At 38.4% G+C, this 19530-nt stretch carries 15 protein-coding genes; 3 read left to right on the top strand and 12 right to left on the bottom strand.

Going from position 1 to position 19530, the window contains the following annotated elements:
- Window positions 1-387 precede the first annotated feature (387 nt).
- On the bottom strand, window positions 388-1578 hold the full coding sequence (locus tag LUA91_RS11420; RefSeq protein ID WP_231426180.1) for a hypothetical protein: 1191 nt from the start codon (window positions 1576-1578) through the stop codon (window positions 388-390).
- A gap of 123 nt (window positions 1579-1701) precedes the next feature.
- On the opposite strand from LUA91_RS11420, the gene LUA91_RS11425 reads away from it, so the two are divergent.
- Together LUA91_RS11425 and LUA91_RS11430 are read left to right on the top strand one after the other, a co-directional pair.
- Window positions 1702-2283, top strand: coding sequence for a thymidine kinase (locus tag LUA91_RS11425; protein WP_231426181.1), 582 nt, complete (start codon window positions 1702-1704; stop codon window positions 2281-2283).
- A 59-nt stretch (window positions 2284-2342) separates the two neighbouring features.
- Window positions 2343-3131 carry an SDR family oxidoreductase gene (locus LUA91_RS11430; protein WP_231426182.1) on the top strand — a complete coding sequence of 263 codons (789 nt, stop codon included), beginning with the start codon at window positions 2343-2345 and terminating at the stop codon, window positions 3129-3131.
- Between the two features lie 338 nt (window positions 3132-3469).
- Here LUA91_RS11430 and LUA91_RS11435 read toward each other — a convergent pair whose 3' ends face one another.
- Complete coding sequence (locus LUA91_RS11435; protein WP_231426183.1) at window positions 3470-6847, bottom strand: DEAD/DEAH box helicase; 3378 nt, start codon at window positions 6845-6847, stop codon at window positions 3470-3472.
- A 209-nt stretch (window positions 6848-7056) separates the two neighbouring features.
- On the opposite strand from LUA91_RS11435, the gene LUA91_RS11440 reads away from it, so the two are divergent.
- Entirely contained in the window at window positions 7057-7824 is a 768-nt protein-coding gene (locus LUA91_RS11440) for a DeoR/GlpR family DNA-binding transcription regulator (protein ID WP_231426184.1), read from the top strand.
- Here LUA91_RS11440 and LUA91_RS11445 read toward each other — a convergent pair whose 3' ends face one another.
- The 10 genes from LUA91_RS11445 to LUA91_RS11490 form a co-directional block, all read right to left on the bottom strand.
- The gene (locus LUA91_RS11445; RefSeq protein WP_231426185.1) at window positions 7825-8754 is read right to left on the bottom strand and encodes an endonuclease/exonuclease/phosphatase family protein; all 930 of its coding nucleotides are present in this window, start codon (window positions 8752-8754) and stop codon (window positions 7825-7827) included. It lies immediately after the preceding gene.
- Between the two features lie 4 nt (window positions 8755-8758).
- On the bottom strand, window positions 8759-10156 hold the full coding sequence (locus tag LUA91_RS11450; protein WP_231426186.1) for an FAD-dependent oxidoreductase: 1398 nt from the start codon (window positions 10154-10156) through the stop codon (window positions 8759-8761).
- An 11-nt stretch (window positions 10157-10167) separates the two neighbouring features.
- On the bottom strand, window positions 10168-11421 hold the full coding sequence (locus LUA91_RS11455) for an MFS transporter (protein WP_231426187.1): 1254 nt from the start codon (window positions 11419-11421) through the stop codon (window positions 10168-10170).
- 12 nt (window positions 11422-11433) lie between these two features.
- Window positions 11434-12375 carry a glycerophosphodiester phosphodiesterase family protein gene (locus tag LUA91_RS11460; protein ID WP_231426188.1) on the bottom strand — a complete coding sequence of 314 codons (942 nt, stop codon included), beginning with the start codon at window positions 12373-12375 and terminating at the stop codon, window positions 11434-11436.
- 7 nt (window positions 12376-12382) lie between these two features.
- Window positions 12383-12982, bottom strand: a complete 600-nt coding sequence (locus tag LUA91_RS11465) for a histidine phosphatase family protein (protein ID WP_231426189.1) — start codon at window positions 12980-12982, stop codon at window positions 12383-12385.
- The gene (locus LUA91_RS11470; RefSeq protein WP_231426190.1) at window positions 12975-14426 is read right to left on the bottom strand and encodes an FGGY-family carbohydrate kinase; all 1452 of its coding nucleotides are present in this window, start codon (window positions 14424-14426) and stop codon (window positions 12975-12977) included. Before LUA91_RS11470 ends, LUA91_RS11465 begins: the two co-directional genes overlap by 8 nt.
- Window positions 14426-15880: an FGGY-family carbohydrate kinase gene (locus tag LUA91_RS11475; protein WP_231426191.1), complete on the bottom strand. Its 1455-nt coding sequence runs from the start codon at window positions 15878-15880 to the stop codon at window positions 14426-14428. The genes LUA91_RS11470 and LUA91_RS11475 overlap by 1 nt, the downstream gene beginning before the upstream one ends.
- Before the next feature lie 5 nt (window positions 15881-15885).
- Window positions 15886-16863, bottom strand: a complete 978-nt coding sequence (locus tag LUA91_RS11480; RefSeq protein ID WP_231426192.1) for an NAD(P)-dependent oxidoreductase — start codon at window positions 16861-16863, stop codon at window positions 15886-15888.
- Window positions 16864-16887: 24 nt separating this feature from the next.
- A complete protein-coding gene (locus tag LUA91_RS11485) occupies window positions 16888-18174 on the bottom strand; it encodes an MFS transporter (RefSeq protein WP_231426193.1) in 1287 nt (428 codons plus the stop codon).
- A 218-nt stretch (window positions 18175-18392) separates the two neighbouring features.
- A complete protein-coding gene (locus LUA91_RS11490; RefSeq protein WP_231426194.1) occupies window positions 18393-19424 on the bottom strand; it encodes a GntR family transcriptional regulator in 1032 nt (343 codons plus the stop codon).
- Window positions 19425-19530 lie beyond the last annotated feature (106 nt).

Here is a 19530-nt window from a genome sequence, read left to right on the forward strand (position 1 = left end):
AAACAAGACTCAGCTTCAGGTTGAAACACTAATGATACGACTGTTATGATGCTCATTTATACTCAACATAAAGGTAGCGTCATTTATATTGATTTTTATGAAATAAATTAACCCTCAGCTTGACTGGGGATCTTAAAAACAAATAGACCAATGCTTTAAAATTCCCACCTGCATGGGAATGACGAATTACTAAAGCTTTACATCAATGAAGGCTTTAGAATGTAAATCCATCTTATATCTGATCCCAGACTTATAACTTAAAACGTACAACTTATAACCTATTTCACAAAACCAGACTTATAACGTACAACTTATAACCTGTTTCACAAACCCAGACCTACAACTTAAAACGTACAACTTATAACCTACAACGTCCAACTTATAACCCTAATTCCTAAACCGTCTATTCAACAATTCATAAAACTGGTCAACCGTGGCTTGTTTACTTGCCCAATCATTTTTAACGGCATAATTACTTTGTAAAAAGCTATCCGCAGCCTCGAAATTATTCATTCTATTAACGATGTCGATTGCTTCTGAATAGGCCAGATTATAGCCTTTGAATAAGTCTTTGATGAATAAAAGTTTTTCATTTAAACTGATTCCCTGTTTGAGATCAGCAATTGGTGCTTTAATCTCTTCGTCGCTATTTGCATGCGTTTTCGCCAATAAATCATTTAAACTTGGCGTTTGCGTTGCTGCTACAGGCTGAACTGGTGGCCTAACCGGAACAGCTTCCGGAATGAACATTGGTTTTTCTTCTATTACAGGAGGAGAAATAATAGGCTCATCCATTTCTACATCCCTCAAAGCCTCGATAGGTTTAGCATGTTCAGCCTCAATTCTATCCTCAGTCGCAATCTTAACCTCATCCTCTTCATCCCTTAATTCCCCTTCATCTTCATGAGGAATTAAAAACGGCTCCGGACCAATTTCATCTTCTTCTGTTGCTACCATCCCTTCATCTACTCGGCTGGGCTGCTCCTCTTTCTCCTGAATCATTTTCTTTTGAGCAAGCACCTGCTCTTCATCTTTACTCAAAGGGCGATCAAAAATCTCTTGTACCGATTTTTCTTCGTAATCAAATTTATCATCAGTACTGTGGTTGCCTAAAACAAATTCAAAAGAATGATCGTCTTGATCAGGCTTAAAGAAATCCTTTTCTAAAATTTGTGCTGCCTTATCTTCCTGAATTTTTTCGTTATCCCGTACCTCTTGCTCTGGCTTTAAATCTATTCTTTCTTCCTCCTCTTCAGCAGTAGCTATTTCATCCAGCTCAGCGGTTTCAAAACGCTCATCCTCCACCTCTTCATGTTTATTCGTCCACATTTCATCGGCTAAAGTTTCAGGCTGCGCTACGAAAGGTATTTCTTGCTTGGGTGCTTCTTTTTGCTGGGGAGTAACGCTTAACTTTTGTACAATGCGAACATGATCAGCTAAAAAATCGGCATTGGCTAAAAACAGTTCTAATTCTAAATCATTTAACTGTTCAGGATTTTGAGCCAGGAATTGATATTGCTCATTTAATTCTGTTAAAATATGGCCTACTTTTTTGAAGATATCTAGTTGGTTCATCATGAAGGTATAACGATTTTTTGGTCGATTTATGTTGGTAACTATGTATTCAAAAATAACACTTAATTATGATATTTGTTCGGTTTAAAAATTAAAGAAAGTACATCAGCGGATAAAAAATAGGGCATGTTATTTAGCGAACAAAATTTTAGAAGAAGGGGCGAATTTTCGGGAAGTATTGAAGTAGTTTGTGGTTCAATGTTTTCGGGTAAAACGGAAGAACTGATCCGCAGACTAAAAAGAGCCCAAATTGCTAAGCTGAATGTAGAGATTTTTAAACCCCGTACCGATACGCGTTATCATGAAAGCGCTGTAGTTTCTCACGATTTAAATTCCATTAATTCTACCCCCGTTGATAGTGCCTCAGCCATTTTGCTTCTTGGAACCAATACCCAAGTAGTAGGTATAGATGAAGCACAGTTTTTCGATGATGAACTGCCCGATGTTTGCAATAAACTAGCGATGAAGGGTATCCGCGTTATTGTTGCCGGACTTGATATGGATTTTACCGGCAAACCATTTGGCCCCATGCCTGCTTTAATGGCCATTGCCGAACATGTTACCAAAGTGAATGCAGTTTGTGTTTGCTGTGGCAACCCGGCATTGTACAGCTACCGAACCGTTGCCGATGAGGCTACAGTTTTACTTGGCGAAAAAGAGAGTTACGAGCCTCGTTGCAGGGCATGTTATAACATTGGCAAAGGATAATTTTTTGTTTAGTCGGTTAATTGTTTAAACTGTTTAATTACTCAATTGTTAAATACAAGATGAAAACAATATCCATTTTAGGTTGTGGCTGGTTTGGTTTTGCCCTCGCAAAGAAGTTGATTGAAACAGGCTATGAAGTCAACGGATCGACCACCTCTCCTGAAAAATTAAGCTTATTGGCCGAAGAAAAAATAAATCCATTTTTAATCAATTTTACTGCTGATCAAATTATTGCAGACGATGAATTTTTTGAAGCTGATGTGCTTTTTATCTGCATCCCTCCAAAAAGAAATTCTCCCGAACTGCATCATTATCCAGCAAAGATTGAGGCAATTTTAGCGGCTGCAAAAGATAAAATTGCTCAGGTGGTAATGATTAGCTCAACAAGTGTTTACGGAGATGATGATACTACAGTAAACGAAAATAGTGAAACACATCCTGATACGGATTCAGGAAAAGTTGTTTTAGCCGCCGAAAATATTTTAAAATCAGTTCGACCAGAACATTTTACCATTATCCGCTTCGCGGGATTAATTGGTCCGGATAGAAACCCAGGCAGGTTTTTCGCAGGAAAAACAAATGTACCAAACGGATTGGCGCCAGTTAATTTAATTCATCAAACCGATGCTGTTGGCATTGCTTTAAACATTTTATCAAAACAAGCTTTTGGGCGGACTTACAATGCCTGTTCTCCAGAGCACCCTACAAAGATGGAGTTTTACACCGCAGCTGCACAATCTGCTAACTTAGTTGAACCAAATTTTATTGCAGAAAAGAAAGATTGGAAAATAGTAGAGAGCCTGAATGTGCCAACTTTTCTGGACTATGAATTTCAGGTGAAAATTTAGTTAATCAAATCAACTTGCGAAGTCTCAAAAGCCAGAAGCGCAGGAAGACTTCGACAGTTTAATCAAAAGACTGACGAAGATTCCCCACTACAAAGCCCTCCAAAACTTCGTAAGTCAGATCAACTGCAAAGTCTCAAAAGTCAGGAGCACAGGAAGACTTCGACAGTTTAATCGAAAGACTGACGAAGTTCATCCACGACAAAGCCCTCCAAAACTTCGTAAGTCAGATCAACTTGCGAAGTCTCAAAGCCAGGAGAGCAGGAAGACTTCGACAGTTTAATCGAAAGACTGACGAAGTTTCCCCACTACAAAGCCCTCCAAAACTTCATCAGTCAAACTTAACTTAACAGCCCCAACAATTCCTTTTTACTTAATCCCTTAAAAAAGCTCCCATCCGTTTGAATCAGATTTTTAACCAAATCCTTTTTGGTTGCCTGCAACTTCATTATTTTTTCTTCGATCGAATCCGGACAAATTAACCTGACAGCCATCACATTTTTGTGCTGACCAATGCGATAAGCCCGATCAATTGCCTGATTTTCAACTGCTGGATTCCACCAGGGATCAACGAGATAAACATAATCTGCCTGAGTTAAATTTAATCCGGTTCCGCCAGCCTTTAAACTGATTAGAAAGACTGGAATATCATCATTCTGCTGGAATGATTGAACCACTTCTTCTCTGTTTCTGGTTTGCCCGGTAAGGTATTCGAACTTAATTTTTCGCTTTTCAAGTTGCTTCTTAATTAAATCGAGCATGGTTACAAATTGAGAAAAAACCAAAATCTTGTGGTTTAATGCTTTGTTTTCGATTTGCTCCAAAAGCACATCAATTTTTGATGAAGCCTGTAAATAAGATTTTCCATCGGCCAGCAGCGCAGCAGAATTGCAAATTTGTCTTAATTGCGTAATGCTTTTTAAAACGTGCATCGAACTTTTGGGCAGTTCATCTTCAGATTTATTTAAAATATAATCCTGAATTTCCTTTTTATTTGCTTCGTAAACTTCACGCTGCTCCTCTCCCATTTCGCAATATAAAATGATTTCCGTTTTATCAGGCAGTTCTGTAGCCACCTGCTCTTTAGTTCTTCGAAGAATAAAAGGCCTTATTTTATGCTGAAGCTCTTCTGCCCTCCGCTTATCCTTAAACTGATCAATCGGGGTAGAATATAAATCGGCAAATTGCTGTTTGCTACCAAATAAACCCGGACAAGCGAAAGACAATTGTCCGTACAAATCGAATGTATTGTTTTCAATAGGTGTACCCGTCATCACCACCTTATTTCGCGATTGCAACATTCGAACTGTTTTATAACGCTGTGATTCAGGATTTTTGATGTTTTGCGATTCATCTAAAAAGACATAATTAAAGCGATAATCCTTTAAAAAACGAATATCAGAAAGTAGCGTTCCATAAGAAGTTAAAATAATTTCGAACTGATCAAAGCGGTCAGTAGTTTTGCTTCTTTCATTACCATAAATTGTTTTCACTTTTATGGATGGCGCAAATTTTACTACTTCAGCCTTCCAATTAAAAATTAATGAAGCTGGCACCACAACCAGATTCGTATTGTGCTTCACTTTGTTTCGTTGGGAAAGAATAAAAGCCAGAATCTGGATGGTTTTACCCAAACCCATATCATCGGCCAAACAAGATCCAAAATTAAAATCATCCAAAAAGTTGAGCCAGTTCAGTCCATCTTTTTGATAATGCCGTAATGTTGCTTTTAAAGTTTCTGGCACTTCAACCTCACGCACCGAATCGGTATTTTCAAATTTTTGCCGATACGAAGCCAATTCATTTTTAACATCGCCATCAAGTAAAGCATCTTCATAAAGCTCGTTAATGGTGGCAAATTTTATTTTTGGTGTTAAAATAGCGTCTTCAGTAATTTCGCCGGCACTAAAATAATCAGTAAACTTTTGTAACCAACTTTCAGGCAAAATACCATGCGTGCCATCATCAAGGGTTACAAATTTACTCTTGTTCCTTATCGATTTATGCAAATGTTTTAAAGCTACTTTTTGCTTTCCAAATTTAACTTCTACCTTAGTTTCAAACCAATCGGTACCGCTTAAAACCTCAATATTAATGTTTGCTTTGTGTTGATTAAGTTTATTGTTCTTGAGTGCATTGAATCCCAAAATGTGGATTCCTTTATTTCGCCAGGTTTCAAACGCATCTAAAAACCAAGCTTCTTCCATAAACCTTTTTCGATGAAGATAAAATGAATCATTGCTTTCCTGATCGTAGAAAAAAGGATGCTGCTTAAGCACATTTCCAATAAATTGTAATTCTGCTTTTTCATCGCGGTAAATGGTAAAAACATTACCCAATTTGTCTTGCGCCTGAATTTGCCTTTTGGAAAGTACTGGAATTTCCTGGTTGCCATAACGCATTACCGGTGTAATGAGAATAAAATCTTCCGATTCGGATAAATATATCAGTTGCTCGTTTTCCAAATCAAAACCCTTCTCTTCAATCTGGCTTTTTGTTGCAGGTTTTAGGTATGAATAATCTACGTGGATGCTTCCTTCCAACTGAACCAAAATTGATTTTTGAAATTCGGAGTATTTCGACTTATGAAGTATTAAACGGTTACTCTGCTTTTTAAAAAACCCAATTACCCGAAGCAAATCCATTCTTGTAATGAGATAAAGTTGATTTTTGAGTTGAATAAAATATTGGTGAATGAGCATCAATTGATCAAGCTCATAAGATTTTCCTTCTATGTTTAGCCTTCCGGTAATTTCGTAAAAATCATCCTTTTGGTTAACAGTTAAGTGTAAATCGACATCTAAAACTTTCACTTCAACAGCAGATATGGTAGCTGCCTGTATTGCTGAAGATTGCTTATTCGCTTGTAGGTAAAAGGGCAGGTTTAAGGGATTTTTAACTACAGCCTTTAATGCATTTATTTCAGCTTCACTTTGTTCGCTATTGTAATTTTGTTGAAAAGCAGCCACGCCACTATAAAACTTCAATACTTCGCTCTCTGTCGCATTAAATATTAGCTCGTTTGGGTTTATATTTGTTAAAGGATTTTTCACTTTCCCACTTTTAGTGGTTTGCGCTTCAAAAAGTTCTATTGTTAAATTGTTGTAGTATCGGTGTTGCCCCAATACCAAAATTAAATTGTCCCTTTCTACTTTAACTTTTTTACTTTGCTCTTTTGGCGATAACAATTGCTGCAAATTTTCTTTTGCTTCTGCATTAAATGGCTGTAATGCATCAATTTTTGGCTTAATTTCCAGCCCGCCATCATCTAAAATTAAGTTGAAGATCGAATCTAAATCTTCTTCTTTTTCAAGGCCATAATCCAGTGCCACTTTAGCCAATCGCTGTTTGCGGAGATTTTTATCAAAAAATATTAATAAATCTTGCCGCTGCAAAATGTTATACAAAACCTGCGCCTGATGCGCACACATCTTATGCTTTGGTGTATCGCATCTGCAGAAAAGTTTTACATTTTTATCGTCTTGCTGAATTTGAACAATAGGAAAAACAGTTGAAGAATCGTAATGGCTAAATGCGGCAAAATCAATTTCAATCTGCTCTGGAACAATGCTGTAAAAACCTTTTACATCGGTATATATTTGCTGATTTAAATGCTTCAGAATTACGATTGCACTCAGGTTTTTAAGATTAAAATCCTTTAAAATATAGTCGTAGGGATTTATTTCGGCCACCAGATCGTTTCGTTTTTCTTCACTCATGTAATTGCAACAATAATGGATAAAAATACATTTACCGCTGCATATAGGTATGATTAAAAATTAAGTTTTTACCAACAACCAAATCAAATGTTAATTTAATATAAACACATTGAAAGGTAATTAAACTAAATATAATTTTGAATCATCCGATTTTAAATTATGTTTGTCGCATATTTTTGTAAATTAAGCTCCAAACCAGATATTTTTCTATGAAAAACATTACAGATAGACACGAATTTATCCTCAAAAAACTAAAGGAGGACGGAAAAGTAAGCATCATAGAGCTTACAGATTTGATGGAAGTTTCTGGTGTTACCATTAGAAAAGATTTGAAACTTTTAGAAGATAAAAATCTGCTATTCAGAACCCGCGGCGGTGGATCAATTAATAATCCATACGCCAACGAGCGCACCATCAATGAAAAAGCATTCATCAATTCTGATGAGAAGCAAAAAATTGCAAAGGCAGCACTTTCTTTAATTGAAAAAAGCGATTCCATCAGCATTGGTTCGGGCACTACTGTATTCGAATTGGCCAGGTTTTTATACCCAAACCAACACTTAACGGTGATTACACCTGCGCTAAAAGTGGGCCTGGAGTTGAGTACACGGCCCAATGTGGAAGTTTTACAGCTTGGCGGTTTAATTCGTTCTAACTCTTCATCGGTTGCTGGTTCTTATGCCGAACGTGTTTTAAGTGAAATATCTTGTGGCGTACTATTTTTAGGTGTCGACGGCATTGACCTGGATTTCGGCTTTTCGATAACCAATTTAGCAGAAGCCACACTTAACCAAAAAATGATAGACACCGCTCAAACCGTTGTAATTATGGCTGATAGCAGCAAATTCGACAAGCGGGGCCTTGGTAAAGTTTGCGGTTTTGAGCAGGTTCATTATATCGTAACCGATAGTGGCGTATCCGAATTTGTAGTTAATCAAATCGAAGAAAAGGGCGTAAAAGTTATCATTGCAGAATAGTTAGGTGAGGCTGATGTCGGCACTTACAAAATAATGATCACTCGGATAAATACCGTTAATTTGATCTTTAATGATATTGGCTGATGACGTTTTGATCATTCCTTTGGTGAATATAAAATCTATTTTGCCGGTGTTTTTTGTTTTCGCATATTCAGGACCGATAAAATTGTGGGCTGTTAAGCCAGGTTCGGCATTGCCATGAATTGTTAAATAAGTTTCAGACCAGCCTCCACCAGTAATGATTTTGAAAACTGGATTTTTAGCATCTACATTAAAATCGCCAATGAGCAGCTGCGGAAAATCTGGCTGATATTGATTACTTTCTTTCACAATCATTGCTCCTTGCTTGTTTCTTGCCTCTTGCGATTTGTGATCCAAGTGGGTTGATATGACGCGAAACTCTTTACCTGATGATTTATCCTGCAACCGCACCCAATTTACATGCCTTGCCCGAGCAGTTCCCCAAGCCAAGCTTCCGCCAATTTCAGGGGTTTCTGATAGCCAGTAACAACCAGCAGAAACCATGGCATATCTTTTCTTTGAAAAAACAATCAAATTTTTGGCAATTCCGTTGTAGGTTTCTTTATTGATATCCATTTCTGGTCCATCGAAACCAAAAGCAAAATAATCAGGCATTGCCTTTTGGATATCTTCTGCCTGCACCCTCAACACTTCTTGCAAACCAATAATATCGGGCTTTTGTGCTTTAATTATTTTAATGCAAATATCTTTTCTGGCTTTCCAACCTCTGCCTAAGACATCGTCTTCTGGTAAAGCCACCCGGATATTACAACCTAAAATGCGGTGGCTATCTTTTAAGTTTTGAGCTGAAGAAAATCCTGCAATTGCTTGCGCATTGCTTCCAACTATTGATGCAGAAAATGCAAGTCCTAGACTTTTAACAAAATTTCTTCGGGAAAATTCAGACATATATTTAAGATTGAGCCAATTCCATCGAATTTAAATAAGCACCCTTTTCAACCAGTTCTTTACGCAATAAATCAACATCCAAATGAGATGGCAATACCTGGTGACGAACGGCCAATTTCGCTGCCCTACCCGCAGCCTCGCCCATGGCCATGCAAGGCGCCATTACCCGGATGGCCGACATGGCTTCGTGAGTGGTAGAAATACACCTTCCAGCCACAATTAGATTCTCTATTTCCGTTGGAATTAACGAGCGATATGGAATGTCGTAGCAATCGCCACACCATTCTAAAGTACAGCCGCCACCTTGCGGATGATGTAAATCCAAAGGATAACTCGCTACCGCAATGGCATCATCAAATCTTCCGCAACTTAAAACATCTTGTGCTGTCATCACATACTTTCCCACAATTCTTCTGGTTTCCCTGATGCCGATGAATGGTGCCATTTTTGTAAAATACGCGTTCTCAAAGCCTGGAACATAGTTAATCAGGTATTTCTGAATGTTGTGTATCTGCCTACGACCTTCTGCCTCTCCAAATGAGAGACTGGCAGGATCAGTTCCATCTACACCATTTACCCGGGTCATATTAACCCAAACTTCACCTTCTCTCAATCCTGTGATAACGATGGTTCGTTCCGTTGGTAATTTTAAGCCATCTTCCTGTGCCTTTTGTATTAAAGAACGCAGGCCTACCACAATAAACTGATTGTTTTGTCCGAAATATTCGTTGGGAATGAAATCGGTTAAATAGGTTCTTGGTTCCTCTGATATACTGAGTCGCAATTTTTCAGTATCTACGCCTCCTAGTGCAAACATTAGTGTTGGTGGTTGAACGCCGCCTTGCTCATTTCCCTGTTCGCATGCTACCCCAGCCCTAAAAGCTACATCTGCATCTCCGGTACAATCTATAATGGTTTTGGCCAAAATTACTTCACGACCTGATTTGCTTTCGATAATAATTCCCTTGAGGTGGTTTTCCTCTTTGATTACGTCAACACAGAAAGCGTAAAGTAAAACATCCACCCCACTTTCTAAGAGCATTTCCAAGCCCACATTTTTGACTGCTTCGGGCTCAACCAAAGTTAAACTCATGTGTAATGGGCACGGGCGATGCTCGCTCGAAGCATTTTTTTCTTTAAGCCTATCGATAAATTTCTGTGGAAGACCTTTAATAATTTGATTTCCCTTTTGACCCAAAAAACCTAAAATAGGCAAACCGATAGTCATGTTGCCACCAACAAAACTTCTGCTTTCAATGAGCATTACTTTCAAGCCATCGTCGGCGGCAGCTTGTGCCGCAATAAGCCCCGATGGGCCTCCACCTACCACCAAAACATCAACACTAGCTCTAACTGGAAGTTCTTTTGCTGGTTCTGTAACCGTTAAAATTTTATTATCCATATCAATAAATACTAAATCTTTTCTAAAATTAATTTCGGTTTTTCTGGCTTTATCATTGTCCAGAGGATGATTACGCCAATGGGATGTAGAAACGCCATGACTATAAATATTTGTTCAGCACCAATTTTACCCATGAGCTGGCCAACAAAATAATTGAACAGTACAGCACCACAGGCACCAAAACCACCTGCAATACCCAAAACACTGGCTACATTCCGAGTGGGAAAAGCCTCCGCAACAACCACACTAATGGTAAATAACCAGCTTAAACAAGCGATGGCCACTGTGCTGAATATCAATAATGTTGAAAATGCGCTGGGCAAATAGGGCGTTAGGATGCAGAATGGCGAAAGGGCTGCTACACAGCTTAACATAATTTTTCGTGCTTTTAACGGTTTCTTTCCTTTTCTAACCATGTAATCAGACCAGGCAGATGTTCCGATTGCACCTAAATCAGCCACTAAAAAAGGAATCCATCCGTATAAGCCCATTTCTTTCAGGCTTAATCCAGATTGTTCTTGAAGATATCCCGGCAACCAGAAGAGACAGAAATACCACACTGGATCAGTAACAAATCTTATCAAGAGAACGCCCCAAAGGCTTTTAGTGCCCCAAAGTTGTGTCCATTTAAAACCCGCATCCTCTGTTGCCGATATACTTCCTGTAGATTCTGCCAAAATATGAGCAGGTGGTTCGCGGTAAACAAAAAACCAGAGTGCGGCAATGATTAATCCCACCACACCAGCTACAATAAATACAGTATGCCAATTGTAGGTAATGGCTAGCCATGCAACTAAAGGTGGTGCAATGATGGCTCCGATAGAACTCCCTGCCACACATAAGCTATTGGCTGTTGCCCTGAGTTTACCAGGAAACCAAATGGTAACTACGCGTAACTGGGCTGGAAAATTGGTGGGTTCTGCCATTCCGAGCATACCTCTAAAAAATGTAAATTGACCAACTGTTCTGGAAATCCCACCACCTAAACAAGCTACAGACCATCCAATAATACCGAAAAACATGGTAAGTTTAGCACCAAAACGATCAACCAACCATCCGGTTACCGGATACATCAATGCGTAACAAATGGTAAAAATATTAAGAATAAAAGCATAACCATCATCAGCCAATCGAAATTCCTTTTTGATAACCGGCTTTAATATGGATACAATTTGCCTATCAAAATAGTTAAAAACAATGGCCAGAAATATCACTGAAATGATAAACCATCGTCTGCGTTCAGGTTTGGCTAATGCTTGAACCATGTGATCCTTACTCTATTTCTTTAGATTCAATTTGCCCATAAATTTTGCTTTTGGATTGTTTTTTGGAAGAAGCTTTTGAATGGCTTCAGCCACTTCGATAGGCAAATCCGACTCAAGAATATCTGCACCCTGCTCAAAAGTTTCTCTATAGTTTTTTGCTCTCTCTTCCATGGCTGTCAGTTTATCATAGGTTGGTGCAGCAGATATCATACACATTACGCCACGGGCATGCAGCATATCAAAAAGTTCCTTATTTTCAGGCTTATTTGTCGGACCAATATAAGCGATCATGCTTCTCCAGGGAATACCAGCAGCTTCATATTCAAGAAGTGCCTTTTTGGTTTTTACAAAAGCTGAAAACATGCGATTAGGATTTTGATCATAATAAAACTTAGCATGTTTGGCATCGTGAACAGTAATCATGATTACCTTATTTGGATTCTCCTTTAAAATGCGTTCTTGCATTTCTAAAGGCACATCTTTACGATCCAAATTCACAACAGTTTTACCAGCGCTCCAATCAATCACTTCCTTTAAGGTTGGAATTTTATAGTCAGTTACATTTCCTTCCGGATCTTTCAACCTAAATTTTTGAAGCGCTGCAAATGTATAGTCAGCAACTTTTCCAGTGCCATTCGTTGTACGATCAAGTGTTACATCATGCATTAAAACCAGTACGCTATCTTTGGTTAGCCGTGGGTCGATCTCAAAAAAGGCAGGGGTAAATTTTAGGGTATTTTCAAAAGTGGCGATGCAATTTTCGGGAAAACCCTTAACCGTTCCACCCCTGTGACCACTAATAATGGGTGTGTTTTTTCCTGTGTACTTAAAAAATTCACGCAGCTCATTCACATTTTTGATCTTTAAAGTATTGATGCTATTTTGAGCAAATACGCCTACAGAACAAGCAAAAAGAAGCTTGGTGAACACAATAGCTTTTAAGGTAGTTTTCATTTTTGGATTATATTTTACTGTTTAAAAGTTTAAGCGTCATTACACCATCTTCATCAAACTCTATTTCGGTTATTGATGAATTTTGCTGTGCCAGCTGGCGATAATTTTTTAAAGGCATGCCAAGTTTGCTTGCCATAAATAGCCGGTTGATGCCATTGTGCCCAACCACCATTATGGTTTTATTTTGATGTTTGGCAATCATTTCATCAAAAAAAGCAGTTACGCGTTCTACTATTTCTGTAGCCGACTCTCCAGTGCCACCCGCCTTGTTCGATTCGGGAGCATCCATCCAATCGGTCCACAATGAGGCGTTTTCTGCAATAAATTCTTCTTTCGTTTTACCTTCCCAATCACCAAAATCAACCTCAATTAATCGCTCATCTATAAAAACATCTCTTTCGCCCGAGGCGATTTCGGCAGTGCGCTTTGCCCTAAGTAGTGGAGAAGAATAAACTGCATCAATTTTAATATCGCTCAATTGATCGAACACAAATTTCGCCTGCCTTAATCCCTTAGTGGTTAATTCTATATCAGTTCTTCCGCAATAACGGTTTCCATCAGCATTGTAGGCGGTTTCTCCGTGCCTTAATAAATATACTTTAAGCATAAATTTCTTCTTGTTTAATAAAATCTCTCTTCACCAATTCCGCCGTAAATTCTCGGTAATAAACATCGTATTGATCTGCCAGTGCCAATTCTGGAAAAAACTCCTTATCAATAACCGTAAGCTTTTTTGCAGCATCCATAATTCCATCAAAATATACTGCCGAAGCCGCTAAAATAGCTGCACCAACCGCTCCTGAAACATATTTCATTTTAACAATTGGGCAACGCATTACATTGGCTCTAATTTTTAGCCAAACATCACTTTTACTTCCACCACCTGCGGTGTAAATGGTTTTAATTTCCTCTCCTGAAAGATGGCTGATTAATTCGAAAGCATATCTTTCCAGGTAAGCAACTCCCTCCATATTGGCGGTAAATTTCTCGTCTTCTGACAAATTTTCATCCTCAAAACCATAAGCCTGTGGCGCCATGATGGGAAAACGTTCTCCCTTTTGGATCAATGGATAAGAAATTTTACCTGTCGGGATAAGTTTTGCAGCTGCTTCATTCAGTGATTTTAAATCATTTCCAAATTTGGCCGAAACCCAGTCAGCCCCCGTATTACTGGCACCACCCGGCATCCAATACCCTGCGGGATGGCGATGGCTGTAAATTCTTCCCTGCTGATCGGTAATCTCGTTTTTGGTTACGCCTTTAATGACCATCGTTGTACCAATCGTAGTGTTCCAATCTCCTGGCTCCATTGCACCCGAGGCAATTTGCGATGCACAACCATCCGTAATACCTGCGGTAACTGCAACATTTTGAGATAATCCCCATTCGGAAGCCAATTGTGGAATTAATTTTCCAATGATGGTACCTGATGAAACAACTTGTGGTAACCACTCTTTTTTTATTCCCAATTCGTCCGAAACATAATTTGGCCAATAATAATCACCAACATCATATCCCGATTTGAAAGCATTTGTATAATCTGTTATACCAAATTCGTTACTTAATTTTCCTGTAATGTAATCGGCTGCGTGAACCCATTTTGCAATTTGATTTGCTTTTTCTGGATAATTTTGAATAAACCAAAGCATTTTAGCTAAACCACTCGATGAATTAAAGGAAGTGAAACCTTTATTGTGAAATTTTAGCGCTGCCGCGGTGCAAATTTCACCCTGCAAGGCCGATCGTTTATCGCTATACATGATCGCATCATGCAACGGTTCATTGTTAACATCCAAAGGAATAACCGTACCGGATGTGGAGGTTACTGAAATGGCCAAAATCTTTAATTTATCTACCTTTACTTGCGCCAGAAGCTTTTGCAAAGAAGTTCGGCAAGAAATCCACCAGGCTTTAGGTGATTGTTCCGCCCTCGAAGATTCGCTGATTGGAAACACCTCTTCCACTTCTCCTAATAGCTCTCCCAAATGAGAGAGCAAAACAACTCTTGCACCTTGTGTACCGACATCAACGCCTAAAAAGTATGCTTCCATTATTGGCTCAATAAATCTCTAAACGAAGTGCGTGTTTTTTTCCATTCGGCGAAATTCTTTTCGTCGGCAGCTGATTTTTCTGGATAGATAGTCTCCATAATTTTTCTTTGCGGTTGTGGTTTTCCCAAAGCATCATTACATATAAAAACCCCACCAACAACTGATGATTGACGATAACTATCGCAAATGATGATTTTTTTCCCTAATAAATTGGCAATAAATTGTCTCAGGGTTTTGCTTTGCACACCGCCACCACAAGCCCAAATATAATCTTGTTGATGTTCACTTACTTCACAAAGGCTATCGTAATTTCCTTTAATGCTACAGGCAATATCCCAAAGGGTTGCCCATACAAAGCTACCTCTACTTAACTGGTGGGATACAGGCGCATCGAATAAAAATCCGCCACGGGTTAGCGGCGTTTTTTCATCAGCTAAAAGCGAACCTAATGATGCCACGCACTGATAACAATCCAAAGCATTTAGCTCCTCTTCAATCACATCATAATCTTCATTTGGATAAAAAACTTCTTTTAACCGCTGATAATTTAACCCTGTAACACCGGCATTGGCTTCCAGCATAAAGCTATTTTCATCGATATGCCTACCAGTCCAGGTGCGTTCCTGTTCATCCAATTGGTATTCGTTCGTAACTTTGATAATTGGCGTAGTTGTTCCTGAAACAATTACCACGTCATCAGCAGCAGGTTGCGTACTTTGTACAGCCAATTGGGTATCTGCACCACCAACTACCACTACTGCCGTATTCGAGATATTAAAAAAATCTGCAACCTCTGTTTTAACCTTTCCCAGCACTGTTCCAGAATCGGTTAACGGTGGCAGGGTTTCTGTTTTCAAATCAAAAATTCGACATAATTCTGGCGACCAATTTTTTGCCGCTACATCATAAAGTAACGTTTCAGAAGCTTGAGAATGTTCGTAATGCAATACACCAGAGAACATAAATTCTACCCAATCGCTAATGCTCATAAAGGTATTGTAGGCATTCCAAATTTCGGGTCTTTTATTCCTAATTCCCACCACTTTTAGTGCCGAGAATAATGATGTAGGATATCGACCAGTTAACTTATAAACTGCAGATTTATCTGCAATTAAATTTTCCCATTCGCGTCCCCGGTGATCGATATTTGGAAGACCAATCAATGCTTTTCCTGCTTGATCAACCAATACAATTCCTTCGCGTTGACTGGTTGCCGTTACCGCTATTACTTGATAAGTTACGGCATGCAACAAAACTTTTTGGGCCAAACGATGAACCTGCTGCCATAAAATGTGTGGCTCAAAATATAAGGCTTCCGGATATTGATTATCCTTATGGTAGATTAAATTTTCCCTTTCAATATCGATTATTTCTCCGGAAATTTTGGCTAAGGCAACGCGAACGTTGCCCGTGCCGATATCAACAACCAAGTAAACTTCTTCTTTTCTAGCCATTTGTTTTAACTTTTAACCTTATTATCTGCCAAATTATGCTCCTTTAACCAGTTCAATAGTTTCGCATTAAGGATATTTACATGATGGTCTTCAACCTCATGTGTAGCCCCAGCAGTATGAGGAGTAGCCAAAACTTTTGGAGAATGAATCAATTGATAATCTTTTTCATCAGGCGGTTCATGATCGAAAACATCAAGAACAGCACCTCTTATTTTATCATTTTTTATCGCATGTAGCAACGCATCTCTATCTACCACACTCGCTCGGGCAGTATTTACAAAAATAGCGTCTGGTTTCATTCTGGATATTAAGTTACTGTTAATCATTCCAACGGTATGGCTATTAACAGGTAAATGTATTGATACAATGTCGCTGGTTTCAAAAATATCCTCCAAAGATGTTTTGCGATAATCTGAATTAAATTCTTCCAAAAAAGGATCGTAAAATTGAATGTTGCAGGGAAAGCATTTCAAGATTTCAGCAATACGTTGTCCCACTGCACCAAAGCCTACCATACCAATGGTTTTATTTGCCAGTTCATTCCCCTTAAACTGAAGGTATGAAGTATGAGCGCCCTCTTCCCAATTTTCTCCAGTAAGCCATTGCCAGCTTGGAATGGTCATCCGTAAAATATTTATCACATTGGCCACAAACATTTCGGCAACTGCCTGCGCATTTCTTGCTGGGGTATGAAACACCGGAATACCAAATTTTTCTGCTGCCTCTACCGCAACATTTGATGGCGTACCTCTACAAACGCCAATAAACCGCAGGTGAGGAAATTTATTGATCACCCTTTCAGTTACATGATCGTGTTCGGTAATTAACGCGTTAGCATGGGTTTCAGTTAATAAACTGATGAGTTCCTCTTCATTAAACGATCTACCTTGATCTTTCCATGTTCTATAAATAACTTCTCCAAAATTTTTCTCCAATAAGGCTCGTCCTTGATCATTATATGGAGCGGTAACTAAAATCCTCATCTATAATTACGTATTATTTTACAATTAATTTGCAGGTATAGCCTGCATTTCTGGCTCACTTAGATGTGCAATTTTAGCATTATCAGGCAAGGTGATAAACCTGGTTAAAACCGCACTTAAAAAGTATAATCCTGCCAAAATCCATACAACACCCTCATTGCCAATGGAACCAATAAATAGCCAAACAATGAGTGGACCAACAAAAACGGCCAAACCTGCCCCTAAATTTAATATGGCCATTGCAGCACCTTTATCTTTTTTAACCAATGATGGCACCAATGCCGAAAGTGGAACATAACCCGCTAACATTGCGCCCCACAGTACGCCACAAAGCAGGATGGCCCAAAAATTACTGCCAAAAATTTGCGGTGAATAGAAGAACAACAAAGTGGTTATTGCACAGCCGATACCTCCAAACCACATGATGGTATTGCGCCAACCCAATTTATCGCCCACGAAACCAAAAATTAGGTTAAAAGCTATATTGGCGATGAAAATGGTGCCCCAAATTTGAACCCATTCGGTTGTGCTAAAACCGTGAGTGGCCATGTACGTGGGTAAAAATACCGGAAAAGCAAATTGGGCTGTAGTATTGATGATTCGAACGATGCCACCTATGAGCACCTTTGGCTCTTCAACAACAACTGTTAATCCTTTCTTCAACTCTTCCGATTTATTCACCTTTACCGTTGTATCTGATTTGAATTTATCTTTTATGAGCACCAATGCAAAAAATGCACCGATCAACACCCAGAATATTGAACTCCAAAGGGTATTTAAATATCCTAAATTTTGAATCGCCCAGCTCGAATAATAGGCTCCAAAAACATTTAATCCTCCAGTAAAAACAAACCAAAACCAGCCAACTGCGGTGCCTAATTTTTTCTGTGGACTTCGGTATGTAATCCAAACCAAAAATGAATAGGCAAAAAACGGATATCCAAAACCTCTGATGGCGTAGGTAAGCAACATGATTACATAATCTAACTTCGGAACGCCGTAACCTACAAAACCGGCCGTACCTAAAATATAAAGTATTAAACCCATCAACATGGTTTTCTTTGGTCCGTAACTTTCTACCAAAACTCCTGAAAACCACGATGAAATGGCAATGGTAACCCCGTAAGCAGTAAATAATGATGCGGATTGTTGAATACTCATTCCTCTTTCAATTAAATAAGGACTTAGCCAACTTCCCTCAAGGCCATCGCCCATCATAAAAATTAAAATGCCTAGATAACCCCAGGCCAGGTTTTTTGGTATCCCTACCCGATCGAGCAGTGAATTTTGCGGATGAATTTGCGTACTCATAATTTGGTTAAGTAAGGTTCATTTGTTCCATAGCCCGATGTTTGGTTAGCCACAACGAGTATTTGATCACTTTAAAAGATTTAAAAATCTTTTATCAAATTAAGTAAATTAAACTTTATAAAACAAAATAAAACTTAAACAGAAATGTTATGAAACAAAAATATTATAAAAAGGCCAGCCCATAGCTTCCGCTTTACTTCTAATTAAATCTGTAAATATTAAAGTGAGTTACGCAGGTTTAGATAGAAAGGGACTTCTATTTTTTCGGTTTTACCGCTTAAAATAAATTCTGCTGCCTGTGTGCCGAGTTGATGAAAATCAGTAGAGATAGTGGTTAAACCATCAAGTATGAACCTTTTGAGTGGTGTTTCGTTGTAAGAAATTATGCCAACATCCTGGCCAATTTTAAGTTTCAAAACAATTAATCGTTCCATTAAAGTTACTAAATCATCCTCCATCAGGTTGATGTAAACCTCACCAGAATTTATTTCTTCTTCTTTAATGTTATGAATTACCTTGTGGTTAAAGGCATATTGTTGACAAAATCGATAAAAACCCGTTAAAATTTCTTGTGGGAAGTAGCTGTTTTTTGGAAAGATCATTTTGATGGTATTGTACCTGGAAAGCCGATCTAAAGCCTGCTCTAACGCGGCATAAATATCCTGCGCAAAATTTTCATAAGCTGCAGCAAAATCTCCGGTGATACCAGGAAGAAGTTTATCCAAAATAATTAATTTTTCCTTCGGTATGGTGTTGATGATTTCGTGAGCATTTTCGCCACCTTCTAAAAAATGTGGAATGATTACGAAGTGAGTATAATCCTCTATTTTTGATGTAATCATCTTTTTGAAAAAAGCGAAATCGTTATTGTAGATATAAAAATCTATTGCGGCTTTTTCCCCTATGGCTTTTGTAAATGAATCATAAATGATTTTTTTATGCGTACTAAGCTTGTTGAACAATAAACAAACCTTTAATTTCCTGGAAAAATCGGTGTTGGTGATGAAATAACCTTTACCCGGAACAGAATCTACAACACCCAGTTTACGCAAATTCCGATAACCTTTTTCGGCGGTATCTCTCGACATTTCCAGACTGAAGCTAAGCTCATTTATGGATGGCAACAAACTTCCCTTTTTTAGTTTACCGGATTCGATACCGCTCAAAATAGCATTTGTAAGCTGTTTATACTTTGGTGTTGATGAATATTCATCAATAGTAATATGAGAAATGATGTCGTCTGATTTCAAAATGATTTACTTCGAAAGTCGAAGATAGGAAAAACTATGTTTTACTGGAAGTAAAAATCTGATGGAAAAACAAAGTCACGGATTTTTTTACCTTGAATGAGATTGC

The organism is Pedobacter sp. Leaf250, assembly GCF_920984735.1.
Taxonomy (GTDB): Bacteria; Bacteroidota; Bacteroidia; order Sphingobacteriales; family Sphingobacteriaceae; genus Pedobacter.

Bases quoted from the DNA above. Each gene is read 5' to 3' on its own strand.
- LUA91_RS11460 (WP_231426188.1), bottom strand. From the start codon at position 12,375: ATGAAAACTACCTTAAAAGCTATTGTGTTCACCAAGCTTCTTTTTGCT.
- LUA91_RS11470 (WP_231426190.1), bottom strand. From the start codon at position 14,426: ATGGAAGCATACTTTTTAGGCGTTGATGTCGGTACACAAGGTGCAAGA.
- LUA91_RS11480 (WP_231426192.1), bottom strand. From the start codon at position 16,863: ATGAGGATTTTAGTTACCGCTCCATATAATGATCAAGGACGAGCCTTA.
- LUA91_RS11485 (WP_231426193.1), bottom strand. From the start codon at position 18,174: ATGAGTACGCAAATTCATCCGCAAAATTCACTGCTCGATCGGGTAGGG.
- LUA91_RS11455 (WP_231426187.1), bottom strand. From the start codon at position 11,421: ATGGTTCAAGCATTAGCCAAACCTGAACGCAGACGATGGTTTATCATT.
- LUA91_RS11435 (WP_231426183.1), bottom strand. From the start codon at position 6,847: ATGAGTGAAGAAAAACGAAACGATCTGGTGGCCGAAATAAATCCCTAC.
- LUA91_RS11450 (WP_231426186.1), bottom strand. From the start codon at position 10,156: ATGGATAATAAAATTTTAACGGTTACAGAACCAGCAAAAGAACTTCCA.
- LUA91_RS11430 (WP_231426182.1), top strand. From the start codon at position 2,343: ATGAAAACAATATCCATTTTAGGTTGTGGCTGGTTTGGTTTTGCCCTC.
- LUA91_RS11420 (WP_231426180.1), bottom strand. From the start codon at position 1,578: ATGATGAACCAACTAGATATCTTCAAAAAAGTAGGCCATATTTTAACA.
- LUA91_RS11475 (WP_231426191.1), bottom strand. From the start codon at position 15,880: ATGGCTAGAAAAGAAGAAGTTTACTTGGTTGTTGATATCGGCACGGGC.
- LUA91_RS11425 (WP_231426181.1), top strand. From the start codon at position 1,702: ATGTTATTTAGCGAACAAAATTTTAGAAGAAGGGGCGAATTTTCGGGA.
- LUA91_RS11440 (WP_231426184.1), top strand. From the start codon at position 7,057: ATGAAAAACATTACAGATAGACACGAATTTATCCTCAAAAAACTAAAG.
- LUA91_RS11445 (WP_231426185.1), bottom strand. From the start codon at position 8,754: ATGTCTGAATTTTCCCGAAGAAATTTTGTTAAAAGTCTAGGACTTGCA.
- LUA91_RS11465 (WP_231426189.1), bottom strand. From the start codon at position 12,982: ATGCTTAAAGTATATTTATTAAGGCACGGAGAAACCGCCTACAATGCT.